The 18,000-nt window shown below is 66.7% G+C and carries 19 protein-coding genes; 8 read left to right on the forward strand and 11 right to left on the reverse strand.

Annotated features, from left to right (window positions below):
• Window positions 1-277: 277 nt before the first annotated feature.
• The gene (locus N792_RS07555; protein WP_036193850.1) at window positions 278-1,042 is read right to left on the reverse strand and encodes a sulfurtransferase; all 765 of its coding nucleotides are present in this window, start codon (window positions 1,040-1,042) and stop codon (window positions 278-280) included.
• A 98-nt stretch (window positions 1,043-1,140) separates the two neighbouring features.
• Here N792_RS07555 and N792_RS07560 point away from each other — a divergent pair, with 98 nt between their 5' ends.
• Window positions 1,141-1,533 carry an HPF/RaiA family ribosome-associated protein gene (locus tag N792_RS07560; RefSeq protein WP_036193851.1) on the forward strand — a complete coding sequence of 131 codons (393 nt, stop codon included), beginning with the start codon at window positions 1,141-1,143 and terminating at the stop codon, window positions 1,531-1,533.
• A gap of 55 nt (window positions 1,534-1,588) precedes the next feature.
• A complete protein-coding gene (locus N792_RS07565) occupies window positions 1,589-2,329 on the forward strand; it encodes an rRNA pseudouridine synthase (RefSeq protein ID WP_052103688.1) in 741 nt (246 codons plus the stop codon).
• Between the two features lie 117 nt (window positions 2,330-2,446).
• Here the strand turns inward: N792_RS07565 and N792_RS07570 are convergent, their stop codons facing one another.
• On the reverse strand, window positions 2,447-2,956 hold the full coding sequence (locus tag N792_RS07570) for a DUF1993 domain-containing protein (RefSeq protein ID WP_036193852.1): 510 nt from the start codon (window positions 2,954-2,956) through the stop codon (window positions 2,447-2,449).
• A 184-nt stretch (window positions 2,957-3,140) separates the two neighbouring features.
• On the opposite strand from N792_RS07570, the gene yczE reads away from it, so the two are divergent.
• Window positions 3,141-3,779, forward strand: coding sequence for a membrane protein YczE (gene yczE, locus N792_RS13990; protein ID WP_156969336.1), 639 nt, complete (start codon window positions 3,141-3,143; stop codon window positions 3,777-3,779).
• A gap of 82 nt (window positions 3,780-3,861) precedes the next feature.
• Here the strand turns inward: yczE and N792_RS07580 are convergent, their stop codons facing one another.
• The 3 genes from N792_RS07580 to N792_RS07590 all read right to left on the reverse strand — a co-directional run bounded on the left by N792_RS07580 (window position 3,862) and on the right by N792_RS07590 (window position 5,640).
• The gene (locus tag N792_RS07580) at window positions 3,862-4,227 is read right to left on the reverse strand and encodes a DUF6164 family protein (RefSeq protein ID WP_036193854.1); all 366 of its coding nucleotides are present in this window, start codon (window positions 4,225-4,227) and stop codon (window positions 3,862-3,864) included.
• A 102-nt stretch (window positions 4,228-4,329) separates the two neighbouring features.
• Window positions 4,330-4,899, reverse strand: coding sequence for a tetratricopeptide repeat protein (locus N792_RS07585; protein ID WP_156969337.1), 570 nt, complete (start codon window positions 4,897-4,899; stop codon window positions 4,330-4,332).
• A 123-nt stretch (window positions 4,900-5,022) separates the two neighbouring features.
• A complete protein-coding gene (locus N792_RS07590) occupies window positions 5,023-5,640 on the reverse strand; it encodes a trimeric intracellular cation channel family protein (RefSeq protein WP_036194012.1) in 618 nt (205 codons plus the stop codon).
• A 202-nt stretch (window positions 5,641-5,842) separates the two neighbouring features.
• Here N792_RS07590 and N792_RS07595 point away from each other — a divergent pair, with 202 nt between their 5' ends.
• On the forward strand, window positions 5,843-6,325 hold the full coding sequence (locus tag N792_RS07595) for an FKBP-type peptidyl-prolyl cis-trans isomerase (RefSeq protein ID WP_036193856.1): 483 nt from the start codon (window positions 5,843-5,845) through the stop codon (window positions 6,323-6,325).
• A gap of 34 nt (window positions 6,326-6,359) precedes the next feature.
• Here N792_RS07595 and N792_RS07600 read toward each other — a convergent pair whose 3' ends face one another.
• The 5 genes from N792_RS07600 to N792_RS07620 form a co-directional block, all read right to left on the reverse strand.
• Entirely contained in the window at window positions 6,360-6,566 is a 207-nt protein-coding gene (locus N792_RS07600; protein ID WP_425478857.1) for an oxidoreductase-like domain-containing protein, read from the reverse strand.
• Window positions 6,567-6,666: 100 nt separating this feature from the next.
• Window positions 6,667-8,226 carry a phospholipase D family protein gene (locus tag N792_RS07605; protein WP_036193857.1) on the reverse strand — a complete coding sequence of 520 codons (1,560 nt, stop codon included), beginning with the start codon at window positions 8,224-8,226 and terminating at the stop codon, window positions 6,667-6,669.
• Window positions 8,227-8,322: 96 nt separating this feature from the next.
• Window positions 8,323-10,110, reverse strand: a complete 1,788-nt coding sequence (locus tag N792_RS07610) for a DUF885 domain-containing protein (protein WP_036193858.1) — start codon at window positions 10,108-10,110, stop codon at window positions 8,323-8,325.
• Between the two features lie 191 nt (window positions 10,111-10,301).
• Window positions 10,302-11,675, reverse strand: a complete 1,374-nt coding sequence (gene nirK / locus N792_RS07615) for a copper-containing nitrite reductase (RefSeq protein ID WP_191150520.1) — start codon at window positions 11,673-11,675, stop codon at window positions 10,302-10,304.
• A gap of 382 nt (window positions 11,676-12,057) precedes the next feature.
• On the reverse strand, window positions 12,058-12,663 hold the full coding sequence (locus tag N792_RS07620) for a hypothetical protein (protein WP_156969338.1): 606 nt from the start codon (window positions 12,661-12,663) through the stop codon (window positions 12,058-12,060).
• A 144-nt stretch (window positions 12,664-12,807) separates the two neighbouring features.
• Between N792_RS07620 and scpC the strand changes: the two genes are divergently transcribed.
• Window positions 12,808-14,316 (forward strand): succinyl-CoA:acetate CoA-transferase ScpC, encoded by a 1,509-nt coding sequence (gene scpC / locus N792_RS07625; RefSeq protein WP_036193859.1) that lies wholly within the window; start codon window positions 12,808-12,810, stop codon window positions 14,314-14,316.
• 82 nt (window positions 14,317-14,398) lie between these two features.
• Here scpC and sstT read toward each other — a convergent pair whose 3' ends face one another.
• The gene (sstT, locus tag N792_RS07630) at window positions 14,399-15,682 is read right to left on the reverse strand and encodes a serine/threonine transporter SstT (RefSeq protein ID WP_084105534.1); all 1,284 of its coding nucleotides are present in this window, start codon (window positions 15,680-15,682) and stop codon (window positions 14,399-14,401) included.
• Window positions 15,683-15,981: 299 nt separating this feature from the next.
• Here sstT and lplB point away from each other — a divergent pair, with 299 nt between their 5' ends.
• The 3 genes from lplB to N792_RS07645 all read left to right on the forward strand — a co-directional run bounded on the left by lplB (window position 15,982) and on the right by N792_RS07645 (window position 17,995).
• The gene (gene lplB, locus N792_RS07635) at window positions 15,982-16,272 is read left to right on the forward strand and encodes a lipoate-protein ligase small subunit (protein WP_036193860.1); all 291 of its coding nucleotides are present in this window, start codon (window positions 15,982-15,984) and stop codon (window positions 16,270-16,272) included.
• Window positions 16,269-17,045 (forward strand): lipoate--protein ligase family protein, encoded by a 777-nt coding sequence (locus N792_RS07640; RefSeq protein ID WP_036193861.1) that lies wholly within the window; start codon window positions 16,269-16,271, stop codon window positions 17,043-17,045. Before lplB ends, N792_RS07640 begins: the two co-directional genes overlap by 4 nt.
• Window positions 17,046-17,377: 332 nt before the next feature.
• A complete protein-coding gene (locus N792_RS07645) occupies window positions 17,378-17,995 on the forward strand; it encodes a DUF4136 domain-containing protein (RefSeq protein ID WP_052103694.1) in 618 nt (205 codons plus the stop codon).
• Window positions 17,996-18,000: the final 5 nt, after the last annotated feature.

Raw genomic sequence — 18,000 nt, forward strand, 5'->3', positions numbered from 1 at the left:
TCATTCTCCAGCTTCCCATGATGGGAAGGTCAACCTCGTCGCAGTTCTATTGGAAAAGTCCCGATCAATTCGCTTGTGGCCGGCACTCCCGCGGAGGCGGGAGTCCAGCGACATGGTCGGTCAACGGCTTGAAGTCCATGGATCTTACGATCCCCGGCCCGCGCGCATAGCGCTTGGGCGTTCGATCAGGCGCGAGCCAATGGCTCGCAAGCGCCCGACCTCACCCCCGCGTTCGCGGGGATGACGGCATTGTTTCGCCGGCCGGACCGGTTCCCCGTCATCGGGGCGGCGACAGCCCAGCCGGTTCCGTTTCGACCAGCGGCTGCAACGCCGGATCCAGCGCAACCCGCTCGTCGAACACGAAGCAGTGGCCGTCATAGCCCGCGCCACCCACCCGCTCGAAGTAACCCAGAATGCCGCCATCAAGCTGCAGCAGGTTGTCCATGCCGTCGGCGCGCAGCCACAGCGCGGCCTTCTCGCAGCGGATGCCGCCGGTGCAGAAGCTGACCACGGTCGCATCGCTCAACGCGTCACGGTGCGGTTCAAGGGCTTCGGGCAACTCGGTGAAATTGTCGATCGGCAGTGTCAGCGCGCCGGCAAACGTGCCGTAGCCCACTTCCTCCCGGTTGCGGGTGTCCAGCAGCACCAGCCGTTTGCCGGCATCGTCGCTGCCCTGCGCGATCCAGCGGGCGAGGTCTTCAGGACTCACTACCGGCGCACGGCCGGCGACCAGTGGCGATGCCTGGTCGCGGCGGAAACTGATGATCTCGGGCTTGACCTTGACCTTCAGCCGCGCGAACGGCTGGGCCCGGCTGCGGCTGAACTTGAGCGTGATGTCGGCGAAACGCGCGTCGGCGCGCAGCAGGCCGAGAACATCGTGCACGGCGTCCCCGTCACCGGCGAGAAACAGGTTGATGCCCTCCCCCGCGACCAGCACGGTGCCGCGCAATCCGTTCGCCTCGGCGCGGCTGCGCAGCGCATCGGCCAGGGCCTGGGGATCGGCAACGACGGTGAAATGGTAGGCAGCGACATTGAGGATCATCCCGCGATTTTAACGGTCTTCTCACCCTGCAAAGGACGCCCGCGCTAGCCTGTCAATCAGGCGGCACCAGACCGGTGACCGATGAAAGGAGACGCCGAATGAAGATCCAGCTCCATACCGACAGGAACATCCAGCACGACGAGTCGCTCACCGAACATGTGGACAGCGTCGTCAGCAAGGCGCTGGAACGCTTTGGCGCGCAGGTGTCACGCGTCGAGGTGCATCTTCGCGATCTCAATGCGGGCAAGGCGGGCCTCGGCGACAAGCATTGCGTGATGGAGGCCCGTCTGGAAGGTCGCCAGCCGGTAGTGGTCAGCCACGACGCCGACAAGGTGCGCGAGGCGGTCAACGGCGCGGCGCAGAAACTGCAACGCCTGCTGGACAGCACGCTCGGCCGGCTGGCCGCACCGACCCGCCAGGGCAGGACCGGCACACCCGCCGCACCCGCCAAGGTGGAAACTTCGCCCGACGAGGCCGCCGATCTGTCCTGACGGCCCATTTCTCCAACACCGCCTTACACTGGCCCGCCCGATCCAGGTGCCATCGATGTCCGAGCCGGACCCGTCCGCGTTGCCGTCCCAGACCGAGCGCCTGTCGCGCCGCGTATCCGAACTGGCCGCCTGCTCGCGGGCGCAGGCCGAGCAGTACATCGAAGGCGGCTGGGTCCGGGTGGATGGCGAGGTGGTCGAGTCGCCGCAATTCATGGTGACCAATCAGTGCGTGGAACTGGACCCCGATGCGCAACTGGAAGCCGCCGAACCGGCGACGATGCTGCTGCACAAACCCGCGGGCATGGTCTGGGATGCCAGCGGGTCGCTGGTCACCGAAGACAACCGCGCCGAAGGCGATCACCGCCGCGGCATCCGCGTGTTGCAACGTCACTTCACCCGCCTGACGCCCCTGATGCCGCTGGATGCGCAGGCCAGCGGGCTGGTGGTGTTCAGCCAGGACCCGCGCGTCATCCGCCGGCTGAAAGAGGACGGGCCGAAGATCGAGCAGGAGTTCCTGGTCGAAATCAGCGGCCAGACCGGCCCCTACACCCTGAGCCGGCTGACCCGCGGCCTGAGCTACCAGGGCCGCGTGCTGGATGCCTGCAAGGTCAGCTGGCAGAACGAAGTCCGCCTGCGTTTCGCGATCAAGGACGTCCGCGCGGGCCAGTTGCGCGACATGTGCGCGCAGGTCGGACTGGAAGTCGTGACGATCCGGCGCTTGCGGATCGGCCGGATCGGCCTGAACAAGATGCCGGTGGGACAGTGGCGCTACATGCCGGTCAGCGAACGCTTCTGAGCGGCAGACGGACGGGGCCAGCTGCCTTGTCCGTGCGCGACATGCGCGACGTGCGATGAGTGACGTGCGATGAGTAATGCCCGGGCGCGGCGCCAGTCCGCGCCCGGAGTGAATCCTTCAGTACGCGCCCATGTAGTCGCGCTTGCCGATCCCCAGCCCGCTGTGGCGCAGCAGCGCGTAGGCCGTGGTGACGTGGAAGAAGAACTGCGGCAGACCGTAGGTCAGCAGGTAGTCCTGGCCGCTGAAGCGGCGCTCCTTCGGCGTGCCCGGACGGGTCACGATCTCGCGCTCCTCGGCGCCTTCAAAACGCGAGGCATCGAAGCTGTCGACAAAGGCGATCGTGCGCTCGACGCGCACCTTCAGCTGCTCGATGGTCTGCTCGGTGTCGTCGTAGGCGGGCACCTCGGCATCGGCCAGGCGCGCGGTCACGCCCTTGGCGAAGTCGCAGGCGATCTGCACCTGCCGCACCAGCGGGAACATGTCGGGAAACAGGCGCAACTGCAGCAGCACCGCCGGGTCGATCTTGCGTTCTTCCGCATAGGTCTCGGCCTTCTCCAGGATCGAGACAAGGCTGCCGAGCATCTGCTTGAACACGGGAACGGACGCGGCATGCATGGAAATGGTCATGGGGAAACCTCGTGAGGGGAAGCGCCTGATGTTAGCCGGTTCGCCGCGGCGCGGCCCTGCCTGCCTTCCGCCTCCGGCCACGTCTTCCCCGCCCCCGCAGGGATCACGGCGATTGTTCAGACCTTCCCTGGACAAGCCCTTAGAATTGCCAGCCCCACGTCACTCCTTCGCGATCCGGCCCTCCATGCCTTCCCGCCTGCTCAAGCTGTTTCTCGGACTGATCGCCTACGGCGTGTCGATGGTGATGATGCTGCAGTCGGACCTGGGCCTGATGCCGTGGGACGTGCTGCACCAGGGCATCGCCCTGCAAGGCGGCTGGCCGATGGGCCGGGTCACGGTGGCGGTGAGTTTCGTCGTCCTGCTGGCGTGGCTGCCCATCCGGCAGAAGCCGGGGTTCGGCACCGTCTGCAATGCGATCGTGATCGGACTGGTGTTCGACGCCGTCAACGGTCTGATCGGCGACCGGCTGGCCGACCTGTCACTGGTCTCACGCACCGCGTTGCTGATCGGCGGGATCGCGCTCAACGGCGCCGCGACGGCCGCCTACCTGGGCGCCCACTTCGGGCCGGGACCGCGCGACGGCCTGATGACCGGCTTGGTGCGCCGTACCGGGCGATCGGTGCGGCTGGTACGAACCCTGATCGAAGGCGGCGTGCTGGTGTCCGGGTTCCTGCTGGGCGGCACGCTGGGGGTCGGCACGGTGGGCTACATGCTGCTGATCGGTCCGCTGATCCAGGTCATGTTGCCGTGGTTCGACAGTCGATCCGGCGCCCCTGCAAGGCAGAAAGCCCTGCAGCCCGAACCGGAAGAATCCTGCTCCTGAACGGCCTTTGACCGGGCGCTGATCAAGCCCTGCCTGTGCAAGGCCCTGATCCAGCCTGCCAGCCGCGCTCTGCGCCCGCGAGCTACCCGCGCAGCAGGATCGCCGGCAATGCGACCAGGCCCAGCAGCACGATGATGGCGGCGACCGCCAGCAGCACCCGGGCCGGCTCCTCGCGCAGCACGTCCTTGAACGTCCGGCCGGTGCCGTCGCGCTGGCCCGCCTCGTATTCGGCCCGCGCATTCGCCTGACGCCTGGCCTGGTAGACCGCCATCAGCCGCTTCGCCTCCGGCAGGTCGCGGTCGTGGGTCAGCCAGATGCCGCCGTAGGAAATACCCCAGCGGCTGGGCTTGGTCTCGTAGAACTCGATCCGGTTCTCGTCAAGCATCGCGCGCACGTCCTCGATCTCGTCGTCGAGCACCATGCGCAGGTTGAGCAGCAGTTTTGACATCCGCCGATCATACCGGTGACCGGTGACCGGCGCCGGCAGCCGGATGTTGGTGGCGGTGAAGTTGGCGGCGGCGGAGTCGATGACCGCGATGCCGCTACGGGATCAGCCGGGGCGGCCGTCGCCCAGCACATCGAACGGGTCGGCCGTTGTTTTCTCAGGGGTCTTCGGCGTTTGCCGGTTGTGCGGCGCCCGGAAAGGACGCGAGCGGCATTTTTCGATCACGGTCTTGCCAAAATCCTCCAGCACTTCCTCCGGAATCGCCTCCACGCCGAAAACCGCGACCATCCGCGCCAGCAAAACCTCGGCCTGCTCGCGGTTCATCTCCACCTGCCCGGCATCGCCTTCCTGCAAGTGTTGCAGCGACTGCCCGGCGACCTGCAGGCCGCTGTGGACGAGCAACTCGCCGGCCTCGGCATCGCCGGGCTCAAGCTGCAGAACCCGCTGCGCGGCGGCAAACGCCTGCGCCCACTGGCCATGCTCGGCCTGCAACCGGGCGATCTGGCGCCATGGCTGCGTGCGCGTGGGCTCCTCGGCGCCGGCCTGGCGATAAGCGGCCAATGCCGATTCCGTCTCGCCCGCCTGACTGGCCGCCTCGGCGATCGCGAGGCTTTTCTCGTAATCCGGCACGGACGACGCCAACGTCGCGCAGCCGCCCAGCGCGGCGGTCAGCACCAGGCAGGAAAGCACGCCCCACAGACGGTCACGCAGATTGCAGGACCTCATCATTCCCATGTTCCCGGCCTCCGGCTTTCCCCGTGCGCAACATAGCAGTTCCGCCGCGCACCGGGCGCCGGATCAGCCATCCCGGTGTGGCGCCACCGGCAGATGCCAGTCGTAGCGGATCGCCATGTAGCGCAACCCGAAGCACAGCGTCGCGGAGGCGAGCATCACCGGCACCGGTGGCAGGTCGAGCGCTTTGCCGACCACCACCACGATCGCACCGAGCATCGCCGCGATCGCATACAGGTCCGACTGGAACACCACCGGCGTGCGTGCCACCAGTACGTCGCGGACGATGCCGCCGCCGATGCCGCTGAGCATCCCCAGCAGGATCGCAGCCACCGGCCCCAAGCCGTGCTCCAGCGCCTTGAGCGTGCCGATGACCGCGAACAGCGCCAGTCCCACGGCATCGAACACCCGTACCGGGTTGCGCAGGCGCTTGATGTCGGCGTAGCGATAGAAGGTAACGACACCCGCCACGCAGCTCACCGCCAGGTAATGCCAGTTCGCCAGTGCGACCGGCGGCGTCGCGCCGATCAGCACATCGCGGGTGATGCCGCCCGCGGCCGCCGCCGCGAACGACAGCACCAGCACGCCAAACAGATCCAGCCGATTGCGGACCCCAACGGTCGCGCCGCTGATCGCGAACGCAAACGTACCGACAAGGTCGACGACGGTAATGACGGTATTCAGGCCCAAGGACGAAACACCCTGCGGAAAAGGCCGGACAGCATGCCACGTCAGCTGCCGGGCCCGCAGCACAGCGCGCTTGCCGCATGCCGAGGTTGCGGCCGGCCAACGCTTTCCCTAGCCTGCCCACGCCTTGTTGCTTTGCCCGGCGGTCGTCCTTGCGCTCCCGTCGTCCCTCCCCTGTTTCACTTCCACGAGGTTTCCGATGGAAATCACCGACCGCCGTGTTGCCACGGTGCATTACACCCTCACTGACGACGCCGGCCAGGTCATCTACAAGTCGCCCGCCGACGCGCCGCTGATCTATCTGCACGGCGGCGGAAAGCTCATGCCGGGATTGGAAAAGGCCCTCGCCGGGAAAAAAACCGGCGCCCGGTTCCTCACCGATGTCGCCCCCGAGGACGCCTACGGCCCGCGCCACGAACGGCTGGTGCAGGTGGTGCCGCGTTCGGCATTCGAGGGCGTGGATTCATTGCAGCCGGGCATGCAGTTCCTGACCGAGATCGCGGAAGGGCCGGTGCTGGCCACGGTGCTGAAGGTCAATGGAGACCGCATCACCGTTGACGGCAATCACGCGCTGGCCGGAAAGAACCTGCATTTCGACCTGGAAGTCGTCGACGTGCGCGAGGCGACAGCCGAGGAAATCGAACGCGGTGACGTGAGCGACCAGCCCACCAGCGCGTCATAGGCACGCACCCCGTAAGCCGTAAGCCAGGTGCGGCTCAGCCCGGTTCGCGACCGGGATTGCGCGCACGCCATGCGGCCAGCAATGCCTCGTAATGTTCCATTTCCTCGGCATAGAGGTCGTGCACGCAGGGGTCGCAACCGCTGTCGCAGCAATCCATCGGCAACGGCCGCTCGGGCCGCAACGGGGGCGGGTCTTCGGTCGCGACCGATGGAATCGGGATCAGGGGGGAACTGGCAGGCACGGGACTGGGCACGAAAGGCGGTTCAACAAACGCATGCAAGTGTCGCAGATCGTCCGGGCACGGGCCAGGATCGCCGCGACATGCCGATTGCCGGCCGGGGTCAGAGCAACCATTCGATCGGCAGGACCGCCATCACCGCCACCATCGCGCGCAGCCAGAAGCCCGTGCCGGGTTCCTCGTCATGCACGACCTGCCTGCCATCCACCTGCTCGACCCATTGCAGTTTTCCGTCGTGCCCCAGACGCACCCGGTAGGCGTTGGCCGGCACCTCGTCGACAAACGCCCCCGCAATGCCCTGCGCCATCAACGGGCTGTCGATCACGAACCCCATTTCGGTATTCAGGTGCGCCGAGCGCGGATCGAAATTGAACGAGCCGACAAAGGCCCGTGAGCCGTCCGCGGCGAACGTCTTTGCATGCAGGCTGGACGCCGAGCTGCCGGTAAGCTTGCGGTGCCGCATGGCGATGCCGGTGGCTTCACGCTTCATCTCGAACAACGAGATGCCCGCTTCCAGCAGCGGCTTGCGGCGCTTGGCGTAACCGGCATGCACGGCGGCGACGTCGGTCGCCTCCAGCGAATTGGTCAGCACCGATACCGCCACGCCCTGTCGCGCCAGTCCGACCAGGTAGTCCACCCCCGCCTGGGTGGGAACGAAATACGGCGAGACCACCTGCAGCTCCCGCTGCGGCGCGCCGATGGCCTGCAGGAGGCGTTGCGCCAGCAGGCTTTCCGGTGCCGCCTGCCCCAGACCCTTGGCCGGATCGTCGCTGAGCATGCGGGTGGGCGCCCACTCGAACGGCAATTGCCCCATCTTCAACGCCTGCACATGGAGCGACGCCTGCAGCGCCTCCACATAGGCGCTCGCGGCCGGATCGCGCTCGACCAGCGAGGCGGCCGCGGCCAGATCCGAAATGGCGCCGGCGGCCGCGGCGGGCAGCAGCCGGTCGACCGGGTACGACGATCCGCTGGCCCAGTAGCGGTCGAAGTCGCGCGAGACATCGTCCACCACCGGCCCGATCGCCACCACGTCCAGGTCGACGAACAGCACGCCGTCGCCGGCATCGAAGTACTCGTCGCCCACGTTGCGCCCGCCGACGATGGTGACCTGGTTGTCGACCGTGAACGACTTGTTGTGCATGCGCCGGTTGAGGCGCGCAAAGTCGGTCAGGTAGCCCAGCACGCGCCAGCGGCGCTGCTTGAACGGGTTGAACAGCCGCACCTGGATCAGCGGATGGGAGTCCAGCGTGGCCAGCACCGTGTCCAGGCCGGCGGTGTTGTTGTCGTCGAGCAGCAGGCGCACCCGCACGCCGCGGTCGGCGGCGCGGTGCAGGGCCTCGAACAGCAGCGTTCCGGACATGTCGTTGCGCCAGATGTAGTACTGCACATCCAGCGTGCGCTCGGCGGCATCGGCCATCGACGAGCGGGTGGCGAACGCGTCGCGCCCGTCCCGCAGCGCAACGATGCCCGAACGTCCCGGATGCTCCCGGACCAGCGGCTGGATCGCGCGTCCCAGGCTGGTGTCGGCGGTATCGGCCCACATGCTGGTCTGCACGCGCCCGTCCAGCGACGGCAGCGTCGACCCCACCGCCAGCAAAATGCCCGAGACAACAAACGCCATCAGGACGGCGGGCCACAGGTAGGCGTGTCGGGCGATTCTCATGGCCAGTGAGTGTATGAGAATCCCGACGGTGGCGGCGGCGGGGCGCGCGGCGGCAGTGGCGCCACGCCCCGCCGCCGCATGCGCAGCCGGGCTGGTTTACTCCGCCATCAGTTCGGCGATCGCCGGCACCGGCGCATTGCCATAGCTCAGGAACCCGTTGTGGAACGCCTTCAGGTCGAACGCATCGCCCAGCTCGGCCTTGCGCTGCTCGCGCAGGTCGAGGATCTCGGCGTAGCCGGTGAAGTAGCTGGTCAGCTGCACCTGCGACAGCCGTACCCGGCGCCACTTGTTGACCGCCTCGGTCTCCTCCTGGAACGCCTCGCGCCTGAGCAGGTCCATCGCCTGCTCCTGCCTCATGCCAAGTACGTGCACGGCGTAGTCGAGGATCGCGTTGGTCACCACGCGCAGGTTCCACTTGCCGTACATCAGCCACATCTCCGGCGCCTGCCCGCCCCAGCCGGCCTCGAGCATCATCCGCTCCGAGTACACCGCCCAGCCCTCGATCATCGCGCCGTTGCCAAGCAGGCTCTTGACCAGGCTGGGACTCTTGTTGGCGTGCAGCAGCTGGGTGTAGTGGCCGGGCACCGCCTCGTGGATGTTGAGGATCTGCAGCACCCAGTGGTTGTACTCGCGCAGGAAGCTCTCGGCCTCGGCGTCGCTGTAGGCGTCCAGCGGGCTGACGTTGTAGTAGGTGTCGGCGGTCGGGTTGAACGGGCCCGGCGCGCTGATCGACGCGCCCGCGCCGCCGCCGCGCATGTACTCGGGCGTCTCGCGCACCACCAGCGGCCGGGTCGCGTCCTGGTCGAGCAGGTCGTGCTCGCGCACGAAGTCGGTCAGCAGCGGGATCTGGCGCTTGATCTCGGGGAAGAACTCGTCGCGGGTGACATGGCGCGCGGACAACTTGTCGATCATCCGACCGATGCGCTCCAGGCGGTCGTCCGGCATCGGGCTGTCCGGAAAATACGCCGGCCACAGCTCGACCGTGGTCGCATCCATCTGCGCGTGCAGGCGGTTCTTCTCGTCGACCGCGCGCTGGTACAGCTCGGCGGCGGTGTAGTGCGACTGCACGTCGTAGCGGAACTTGGGCTCGTACAGCGCCTCGCCGATGCGGAACGAACGCGTCTCGCCCGCCGCAGCCAGCCGCTTCTGCTCGCCTTCCAGCCAGCCCGTCCAGCCGTTGATCGCACCGCGTGCGGCATCGATGCGCGCGATGAACAGCGCCTGCTCGTCGGCGCTCAGCCCGGACGCGGCGATGCGCTGGCGCAGCTCCTCGCCGAACACGCTCAGCGAGCCACGGCTCTGCACGATCGCCAGCTCCACATGCTCGACCGTTGGGTCGGCGATATTGGCCTGCGCGGCGGCGTAGTACTGCGGCACGTGTTCCAGGCGTGCCATCACCGTGCGCAGACGCTCGTCCTCGGCCGCATACGGGGTGTTGAGCAGCAACGCGATCGTGCCGGCAACGTTGTAGCGCGACGGGTTCCAGGCCCAGTCACGGAAGGTCTGCAGGTACCAGCGCGTGGATTCGAAGCGGTTCTTCAGCAGCGTGTGGTCGATGCGCTGGCTGGCCGACAGCTGCGCCGGATCGAACGCAGCCAGCTCGGCCAGACCGGCCTCGGCGAAGGCGAGGTCGGAAGCACGGCTGGCGGCATCGGGAATCGTCAGCAATGACGCATTGTCGTAGCGGCCGGCGCGGACCGACCACTCCGGACTGCGCTCCAGCGCACGCATCAGCAGCGACTCGGCCACCTGCGCGAAGCGCGCGTCCTGCCCGGCCTGCGCCGTCGTCGCATCCGGCGCCTGCGCCAGGACCAGCGGCGTCTGGCAGACAACAAGGGTGCCGAGCCCGGCGGCGAGCATCAGGGACAGACGGGTCTTGCGCATCGGGAAACTCCACAACGAGGACGCGCGACCGGAGCGGTCGCAACAGAACCGTCGATGGTAGCCGCCCCGGCAAAGTGGGCACGTGCCGATGGTCAGCGTGTTGCAATTCCACAGATACAAGAAGGGCCGCTTACGCGGCCCTTCCGGTTGGTGTTGCCTGGCGTCCTTGCGGTCAGGCAAGGGCGTTGAGCTTAGTGACCCGAAGCCGGATCGACCTTCTCGTTGGTGTTGAAGATCGTCGGGTCGGCCTTGCCCTTGACGTTGAGGAAACCGATCAAGCCCTTCTCCGCCCGCGACAGGGCGTGGTCGACGAGCAGGTAGCGGCCCGGGTAGTCGACCTTGAACTCGACCATCGTCGCCCCACCCGGCGGCACGATCGTGGTCTGCACGTCGGTCAGCGGCGGGCTGGTGAACGAGGCCATGTCGTAGACCCGGTCGAACACTTCACCGATCACGTGGAAGCTGGAGATCAGGTTCGGGCCACCGACGCCGAAGAACATGCGCACCGTTTCACCGACGTTGGCCTGCATGTCGAAGGTCTTGGTCAGCGCGTTCATGCTGCCGTTGAACATCAGGTGCTCCGGACGCTCGTCCAGCAGCTTGTCCAGCGAGAACTCCTGCAGACCGCTGGAACCGTGCTTCTGCGCGGTGTACAGCTCGCCCTGCATGACATAGAACTCCTTGTCGACCTTCGGCAGACCGCCCTCGGGCTCGACCAGGATCATCCCGTACATGCCGTTGGAGATGTGCTGGGCGATCATCGGGGTCGCGCAGTGGTAGACGAACAGGCCCGGGTGCAGCGCCTTGAAGGTGAAGCTCTTGGTCTGGCCCGGCGCGACCTGGGTCACCGCCGCACCACCGCCCGGACCGGTCACCGCGTGGAAGTCGACCGAGTGGATGTTGATGCTGTCCTCGGCGTTCTTCAGGTTGATGGTGACGGTGTCGTTCTGACGGATGCGCAGCATCGGGCCCGGCACCGTGTTGTCGAACGTCCAGTAGCGGTAGGTGCTGCCATCGGACAGCTGGCCTTCGACCTCGGTGGTGAGCAGGTCGTAGGTGACGTGCTGCGGCGCGCGGTCACCGACCGGCTTGCCGACCTGGTAGGGGTCTTTGGCGACATCGACCGCGGTGCTGACCACGTCTTTCACGTCACCGACGATCAGCTTGCCGAACATGCCGGCAGCCTTGTGGCCGGGGATCGTGCACAGGTATTCGAACGTGCCTGCCTTGCCGGTGCGGAACACGATGGTCGTGGCCGAGCCGGTGCCGACCAGCTGGTCGGACTGGGCGTTGAACTCCGGCACCGCGATATCGTGCATGGCGCCGTCGCCGTTGACCACGGTGATGGCCACCACCGAGTTCTCAGGCACCTTCAGGTCGGGATTGATCTGGCCCTTGATCGCGCCGCCGTTGCCGACGAATACCAGCTGGCCGTTGGAAATCTCGGTACGCAGGGTGAAAGTGACATCGGCCACCGGAGTAACGCTGGCTGGGTTGGCGGCGATGGCCTGGGGCACAAAACCCACGGCTCCCGCCAAAGCAAACAACAACACAAGGTTTTTCATCAGGGGTTTCCTTTCTTGGTTACAAAAAATCGTTCGTTGGATGCCATGCTGGGGGTCGGGAGCCATTTGCTCCATGACCTGGGTCAAGCCGAACCAAACGCATCCGTATGTTCATGTGAAGCGGTGTATCTGCAAGGGTTGCGGGCAACATGACGCCGCCCCGGACGGGGGCGGCAACGAGATTGAATTGGATGTCCCGTGTCGCCGGACGATTACACACGCGGCTTCATGTCCAGCGTCGGCATACATTATCTTGACGGATGCCGGGACGGCTCATGCGTCATATGTGGAGTATGCGCATCCATATTTCAAGTCTGCGCACCGCAGGGCCAAATCACCAGCCCCGCCGATGCAGGACATTCAAACATTATCAACCCGACATTCAATCGTGCGTCAGGGGCTGCAGCCCGGCGTGATCGAATGTCGCCTGGTAGTCATTCACCACCGAAACCAGCTGCGGCATGCCCTCGGCGGACGCGGGGTCTGCGCGCATGGCCGCGATCGCGCCCATCATCCGGCCGATCATCACGTGCAGCACGGCATCCGGTTCCGGCTCCAGCTGGCAGTTGGCAATCATGTAATTGACGTTGCCTTCGACCGCAGCCGCCAGCGCCTCGGCATCGGCCGGCTGCAGGCGCGACTCGTGATAGGCAGGCAGGTTTTTCGCCACGTCCTCGCGGATGCCGCTCATCGCCGTGCGCAGCGGCTCATCGGTCTCCCAGCGCTGGCCGTCGGCCAACACCGGCAGGGCGCCGTGGTCGTCGCCATGGGCGTGCGCATCGGCAGGGCTGCCGGCTTCCGTCGTCGCCGGTAGCTCGGTGGCCTGCGGCGCGGATGATTGCGCCGACGGCGCGGCCGTATCGTTTCCGGCGCAACCCGCCATGGCGAGCGCAAAGACAAACGAGGCAACAGCGGCGGATAGAGTGCGGAGTTTCATGGGGAACACCTCCTTGAAGTGATGCCACACCATAGTGACCCGCCCGGCCACCGTCCTTGATCCTTGTCAATACGCGGCATCAATACGCCGCGCCTCAGACGTCCGCGATGGAACGCTCTGTCGGCAGGTCCCGCCCGGTCACCCCTCTGCCGGTAAAATGACCGGGATTTTTCAACACCCCGCACCGAGGTCTACGTGAACGAACGCATCCGCCATCCCGGTCTGCGCAACCTGCGCCGGACTGCCACCGAGGCCGCCGCGCTGATCCAGCCCGGCATGACCGTGGCCATGAGCGGGTTCACCGGCGCGGGCTATCCCAAGGCGGTGCCGCAGGCGCTGGCGGCGCACATGGAACAGGTGAACGCGGCAGGCGGCGGCTTCCGCATCCGCGTGCTGACCGGCGCCTCTACCGCGCCCGAGCTGGACGGCGCGCTGGCCAGGGTCGAAGGCATGGAACTGCGGCTGCCCTACCAGTCCGACCCCGCAGTGCGCGAGCGGATCAACGCCGGCACCCTGGACTACATCGACATCCACCTCAGCCACGTCGCCCAGCACACCTGGTTCGGCTTCTTCGGAAACATCGATGTCGCGGTGATCGAAGTCGCCGGCATCCTCGAGGACGGCCGGCTGATCCCCTCTTCGTCGGTCGGCAACAACAAGACCTGGCTGGAGCGGGCCGACAAGGTGATCCTGGAGGTGAACCGCTGGCAGCCCGCCGCGCTGGAGGGCATGCACGACATCTACTACGGCACTGCCCTGCCCCCGGACCGCAAGCCCATCCCGCTGGTCAGGCCCGACGACCGCATCGGCGAGCCCTGGCTGCGGGTCGATCCTGCCAAGGTCATCGCAGTGGTGGAGACCGACGCGCCCGACCGCAACTCGCCGTTCAGCGCCCCCGACGCGACGTCCGAGCGGATCGCCGGGCACGTGCTGGAGTTCCTCGCCCACGAGATCAAGCGCGGCCGGCTCACGGACAACTTGCTGCCGCTGCAGTCGGGCGTCGGCAACATCTCCAACGCGGTCTTCGCCGGCCTCGGCAAGGGGGGTTACCAGGGCCTGACCGCCTACACCGAGGTGATCCAGGACGGCATGTTGCAGCTGCTCAAGGACGGCACGCTGCGGATGGCCTCGGCGACCTCGTTCTCGCTCAGCCCGGCCGGTATCGAGGCCTTCAACCGCGACGTCGAGTTCTATCGCGAGCGCATCGTGCTGCGGCCGCAGGAGATCTCCAACCACCCCGAGCTGATCCGGCGGCTGGGCTGCATCGCAATGAACGGCATGATCGAGGCCGACATCTACGGCAACGTCAATTCCACCCATATCGCCGGCAGCCGGATCATGAACGGCATCGGCGGCTCCGGCGATTTCGCCCGCAACGGCTATCTGTCGATCTTCATGGCCGGCAGCACTGCCAAGAACGGCAGCATTTCCGGCATCGTGCCGATGGTCAGCCATGTCGACCACACCGAGCACGACGCCATGGTGCTGGTGACCGAACAGGGCCTGGCCGACCTGCGCGGGCTGGCACCGAAGCAGCGCGCCAGGCTCGTCATCGCCAACTGCGTCCATCCGGATTACCGGCCGATGCTGCAGGACTATTTCGACCGCGCCTGCCATGCCAGTTACGGCAAGCACACCCCGCACCTGCTCGGCGAAGCCCTGTCCTGGCACCAGCGTTTCATCGACACCGGCAGCATGCGCTGAGGCCGGACAAGCAGCGTCTGTGACGGGTACTTGCGCCTGTCATTCATGCAACGCTTGCGTCCGCTATTCCCGAATGCGCCCGTCACTCCGAAAGCGGCACAGCTCCCTCGGAGGGCACGGTCTGCACGGCTTCCGAGGCGGACGCCGAGGTGGCTGGACACGCCGCGGCGGTAAACAGCACGTCGGTCGAGGAGTTCAGCGCGGTTTCCGCCGAATCCTGCACCACCCCGACAATGAATCCGATGGCGACCACCTGCATCGCGATGTCGGTGGAGATGCCGAACAGGCCGCAGGCCAGCGGGATCAGCAGCAGCGAGCCGCCCGGCACGCCGGATGCGCCGCAGGCGGCGACCGACGCCACCACGCTCAGCAGCAGCGCCGTCGGCAGGTCGATGGCGATACCCAGCGTGTGCACCGCGGCCATCGTCAGCACGGTGATGGTGATCGCCGCACCGGCCATGTTGATGGTCGCGCCGATCGGGATGGACACCGAATAGGTCTCCCGGTGCAGCCCCAGCTTGCGGCACAGCTCCAGATTGATCGGGATGTTCGCCGCCGAACTGCGGGTGAAGAACGCGGTGATCCCGCTCTCGCGCAGGCAGGTGAACACCAGCGGATACGGGTTGCGCCGGGTGGTGGCGAACACGATCAGCGGATTGGCGACCAGCGCGACGAACGCCATGCATCCCAGCAGGACCAGCAGCAGGTGCAGGTAGTCGAGCAGCGCCGACAGTCCGGTCTCCGCCAGGGTCGCGGCAACCAGTCCGAAGATGCCCAGCGGTGCCAGCTGGATCACTGCGCGAACCAGCCTGGTCACCGCGTCGGACAGGTCGCCGACCACCTGCCGGGTGGTGTCGGACGCGTGGCGCAAGGCGATGCCCAACCCCACCGCCCACGCCAGGATGCCGATGAAGTTGCCGGTCGCCAGCGCATTCACCGGGTTGTCGACGATTTGCATCAGCAGCGTCCGCAGCACCTCGAGGATGCCGTTGGGCGGCGTGAGCTCGATGCCGCTGGCCACCGCCAACCGCAGGGTGGTCGGGAACATGAAGCTGGCACTGACCGCGACCAGCGCGGCGGTGAGGGTGCCGATCAGGTACAGCGCCAGGATCGGCCGGATGTGGGTGCGCTGGCCGTGCCGATGGTTGGCGATCGAGGCCATGACCAGCACCAGTACCAGCACCGGCGCGACAGCCTTCAGCGCGAACACGAATACCGTGCCCAGCAGGCCTGCCGATGCCGCCGCGTCCGGGAACACCAGCGCCAGCAAGGTGCCGGCCACCAGGCCGATCACGATGCGAACGACCAGGCTGGTGGAAAGCAGCCTGTCGAGTAGGGAAAAAGGCTGGGCGTTGGGGCTGGGCATGGGCACTTCGTCTGAAAAGGAAATAACGAAAAAGGAACGCCCAGAAGCCAATTGGCGCTGGCCGGAGCGGCTCCCTCGAACCGGTGATGGAGAATAACGCTGCCAATTGTCGCCGAGCGCGGCCCCGGATGCGCGCCCCCGCTTGACGGGACCGCCGGGCTCACGCATTCGATGCCGCCCTGACCCACATCATTGCCAAGCATCGGGATGAACCCGACCATGGCAGTCCGCCCGGCCGCATCGGCAACGGGCACACCCAGCCGGGCAGGCCGCAGCAGGCCGGCCCAGGAGCGAACGGCATGCACGGCGAGTACAAGGTTCCCGGCGGCAAACTGGTCGTCGTGGATCTGGCGGACAACGGCGGCCACCTGGCCGAGGTCCGCGTCAGCGGCGACTTTTTCCTCGAGCCCGATTCCGCACTCGATGCGATCAACGAGGCGCTGTGTGGCCTGCCCGTCGACACCTCCCAGGCGGCCCTCACTGAAGCCGTGGAAGCTGCACTGGGCGAGCATGTCAGCCTGTACGGCATCACCCCCGAAGGCGTGGCGATCGCGGTGCGCCGGGCGCTGGATACAGGAGCCAACGCATGAGCCGCACGTTCTGGCACGAGCACGACTGGCAACTCGTCCACACCCACGCGCAATCCCCGTCCATGCACATGGCGCTGGACGAGGTGCTGACCGCGGAAGTGTCCGCCGGCCGTCGTCCCCCGACCCTGCGGGTCTGGGAATGGGCCAGCCCGGCCGTGGTGATCGGCCGGTTCCAGTCGCTGCGCAACGAGGTCGATGCGGATGGCGCCAACCGTCACGGCATCGAGGTGGTACGCCGGATCAGCGGCGGCGGCGCGATGTTCATCGAGCCGGGCAACACCATCACCTATTCGATCTGCGCCCCGCTGTCGCTGGTGAAGGACCTGTCTTTCCAGGAGGCCTACCAGCTGATGGATGCCTGGGTGATCGAGGCGCTGGCGGAACTGGGCGTGCAGGCCAGCTACCAGCCGCTCAACGACATCACCTCACCGGCAGGCAAGATCGCCGGCGCGGCGCAGGCCCGACGCGGCAACGCCGTCCTGCATCACGTCACCATGGCCTACGACATCGACACGGCGAAGATGCTGGAGGTGCTGCGCATCGGCCGCGAGAAACTGTCCGACAAGGGCACCGCCAGCGCCGCCAAACGGGTCGACCCGCTGCGCAGCCAGACCGGCCTCAGCCGCGAGGCGGTGATCGCGCGCATGATCGACACCTTCCGCCGCAGCCACGGCCTGCGTGACGACGCGCTGACCACCGATGAGCTGGATCGGGCACAGGGGTTGGCGAAGGATAAATTCAGCACCGGGGCGTGGACGGCGGACGTGCCGTAGGCGGTTCCGCCGGGTTGCGAGTTGTAGGAGCGACGTGAGTCGCGACCTCCAGCATTTGTGCGATCGCGACTTACGTCGCTCCTACAAGAGACGGTGCATGCGAGGAAAGCAGTGGCTTTTCTGTCCGACTGGACTCTCTTTGGCGGTAGGCGCGACGTGAGTCGCGACCTCCAGCATTCGTGCGTTCGCGACTGACGTCGCTCCTACCCGGAAGGGTGGCCATGTTTCCGATCCGCGTGAAATCCCGGCTCTTGCGCCACCCGGATTTTTCACGCTACCCATCGGTGGGCGCTGCTAGCTTCGCCACGAATCCCCCATCGCGGAGAGGTGCCATGAAAGCGTCCCGGCGTATTTCCCACGGCTGGCATGCCCTGCTGGCCGTGGTCACATTGGTGCTGCTGACCGCCTGCGCCACCGGCCCGCGGGTTCATACCGACACCGATCCGCAGGCCGACTTCTCGCACTACCGCACCTACGGTTTCTACCAGCCCTTGGCGATGGAGCAGTCCGGCTACAGCTCGTATCTGTCGGATCAGCTCAAGACCAGCATCCGTCGCGAGATGGACGCCCGCGGGTACCGTTTCGACGCCGCCAGTCCGGACCTGAAGGTCAACTTCCAGGGCGTGATCCGCGAGCGCACCGATGTCTACCAGGTGCCCCGCTCGGACGTGCGGTTTTTCTACAGCTACCGGGCGCGCAGCTATGTCGGCTTCCCGGTCTGGTACGACGAGACCCGGATCAGCCAGTACACCGAGGGCACGCTCACCGTGGATCTGGTGGATGCGGCGAAAAACCGGCTGGTCTGGACTGGCGATGCGATCGGCCGGGTGACCCAGAAAACCGCCCAGCAACGCGCCGTCGCTGCCGACCAGGCAATCAGCGCGATCTTCGCGAAATACCCGTATCGCGCCGGCAGCGGCGCCCCATCGATGCCCGCCACGCACAGATAGGCAAC

It is taken from the genome of Lysobacter concretionis Ko07 = DSM 16239 (assembly GCF_000768345.1).
In the GTDB taxonomy this organism is placed as follows: Bacteria; Pseudomonadota; Gammaproteobacteria; order Xanthomonadales; family Xanthomonadaceae; genus Novilysobacter; species Novilysobacter concretionis.

What these genes read in the sequence shown, in the direction of transcription:
- N792_RS07640 (WP_036193861.1), top strand. Translation starts at nt 16,269, where the DNA reads ATGAGCCGCACGTTCTGGCACGAGCACGACTGGCAACTCGTCCACACC.
- nirK (WP_191150520.1), bottom strand. Translation starts at nt 11,675, where the DNA reads ATGAAAAACCTTGTGTTGTTGTTTGCTTTGGCGGGAGCCGTGGGTTTT.
- N792_RS07610 (WP_036193858.1), bottom strand. Translation starts at nt 10,110, where the DNA reads ATGCGCAAGACCCGTCTGTCCCTGATGCTCGCCGCCGGGCTCGGCACC.
- N792_RS07565 (WP_052103688.1), top strand. Translation starts at nt 1,589, where the DNA reads ATGTCCGAGCCGGACCCGTCCGCGTTGCCGTCCCAGACCGAGCGCCTG.
- N792_RS07645 (WP_052103694.1), top strand. Translation starts at nt 17,378, where the DNA reads ATGAAAGCGTCCCGGCGTATTTCCCACGGCTGGCATGCCCTGCTGGCC.
- N792_RS07580 (WP_036193854.1), bottom strand. Translation starts at nt 4,227, where the DNA reads ATGTCAAAACTGCTGCTCAACCTGCGCATGGTGCTCGACGACGAGATC.
- N792_RS07560 (WP_036193851.1), top strand. Translation starts at nt 1,141, where the DNA reads ATGAAGATCCAGCTCCATACCGACAGGAACATCCAGCACGACGAGTCG.
- N792_RS07605 (WP_036193857.1), bottom strand. Translation starts at nt 8,226, where the DNA reads ATGAGAATCGCCCGACACGCCTACCTGTGGCCCGCCGTCCTGATGGCG.
- N792_RS07595 (WP_036193856.1), top strand. Translation starts at nt 5,843, where the DNA reads ATGGAAATCACCGACCGCCGTGTTGCCACGGTGCATTACACCCTCACT.
- N792_RS07570 (WP_036193852.1), bottom strand. Translation starts at nt 2,956, where the DNA reads ATGACCATTTCCATGCATGCCGCGTCCGTTCCCGTGTTCAAGCAGATG.
- sstT (WP_084105534.1), bottom strand. Translation starts at nt 15,682, where the DNA reads ATGCCCAGCCCCAACGCCCAGCCTTTTTCCCTACTCGACAGGCTGCTT.
- N792_RS07555 (WP_036193850.1), bottom strand. Translation starts at nt 1,042, where the DNA reads ATGATCCTCAATGTCGCTGCCTACCATTTCACCGTCGTTGCCGATCCC.
- lplB (WP_036193860.1), top strand. Translation starts at nt 15,982, where the DNA reads ATGCACGGCGAGTACAAGGTTCCCGGCGGCAAACTGGTCGTCGTGGAT.
- yczE (WP_156969336.1), top strand. Translation starts at nt 3,141, where the DNA reads ATGCCTTCCCGCCTGCTCAAGCTGTTTCTCGGACTGATCGCCTACGGC.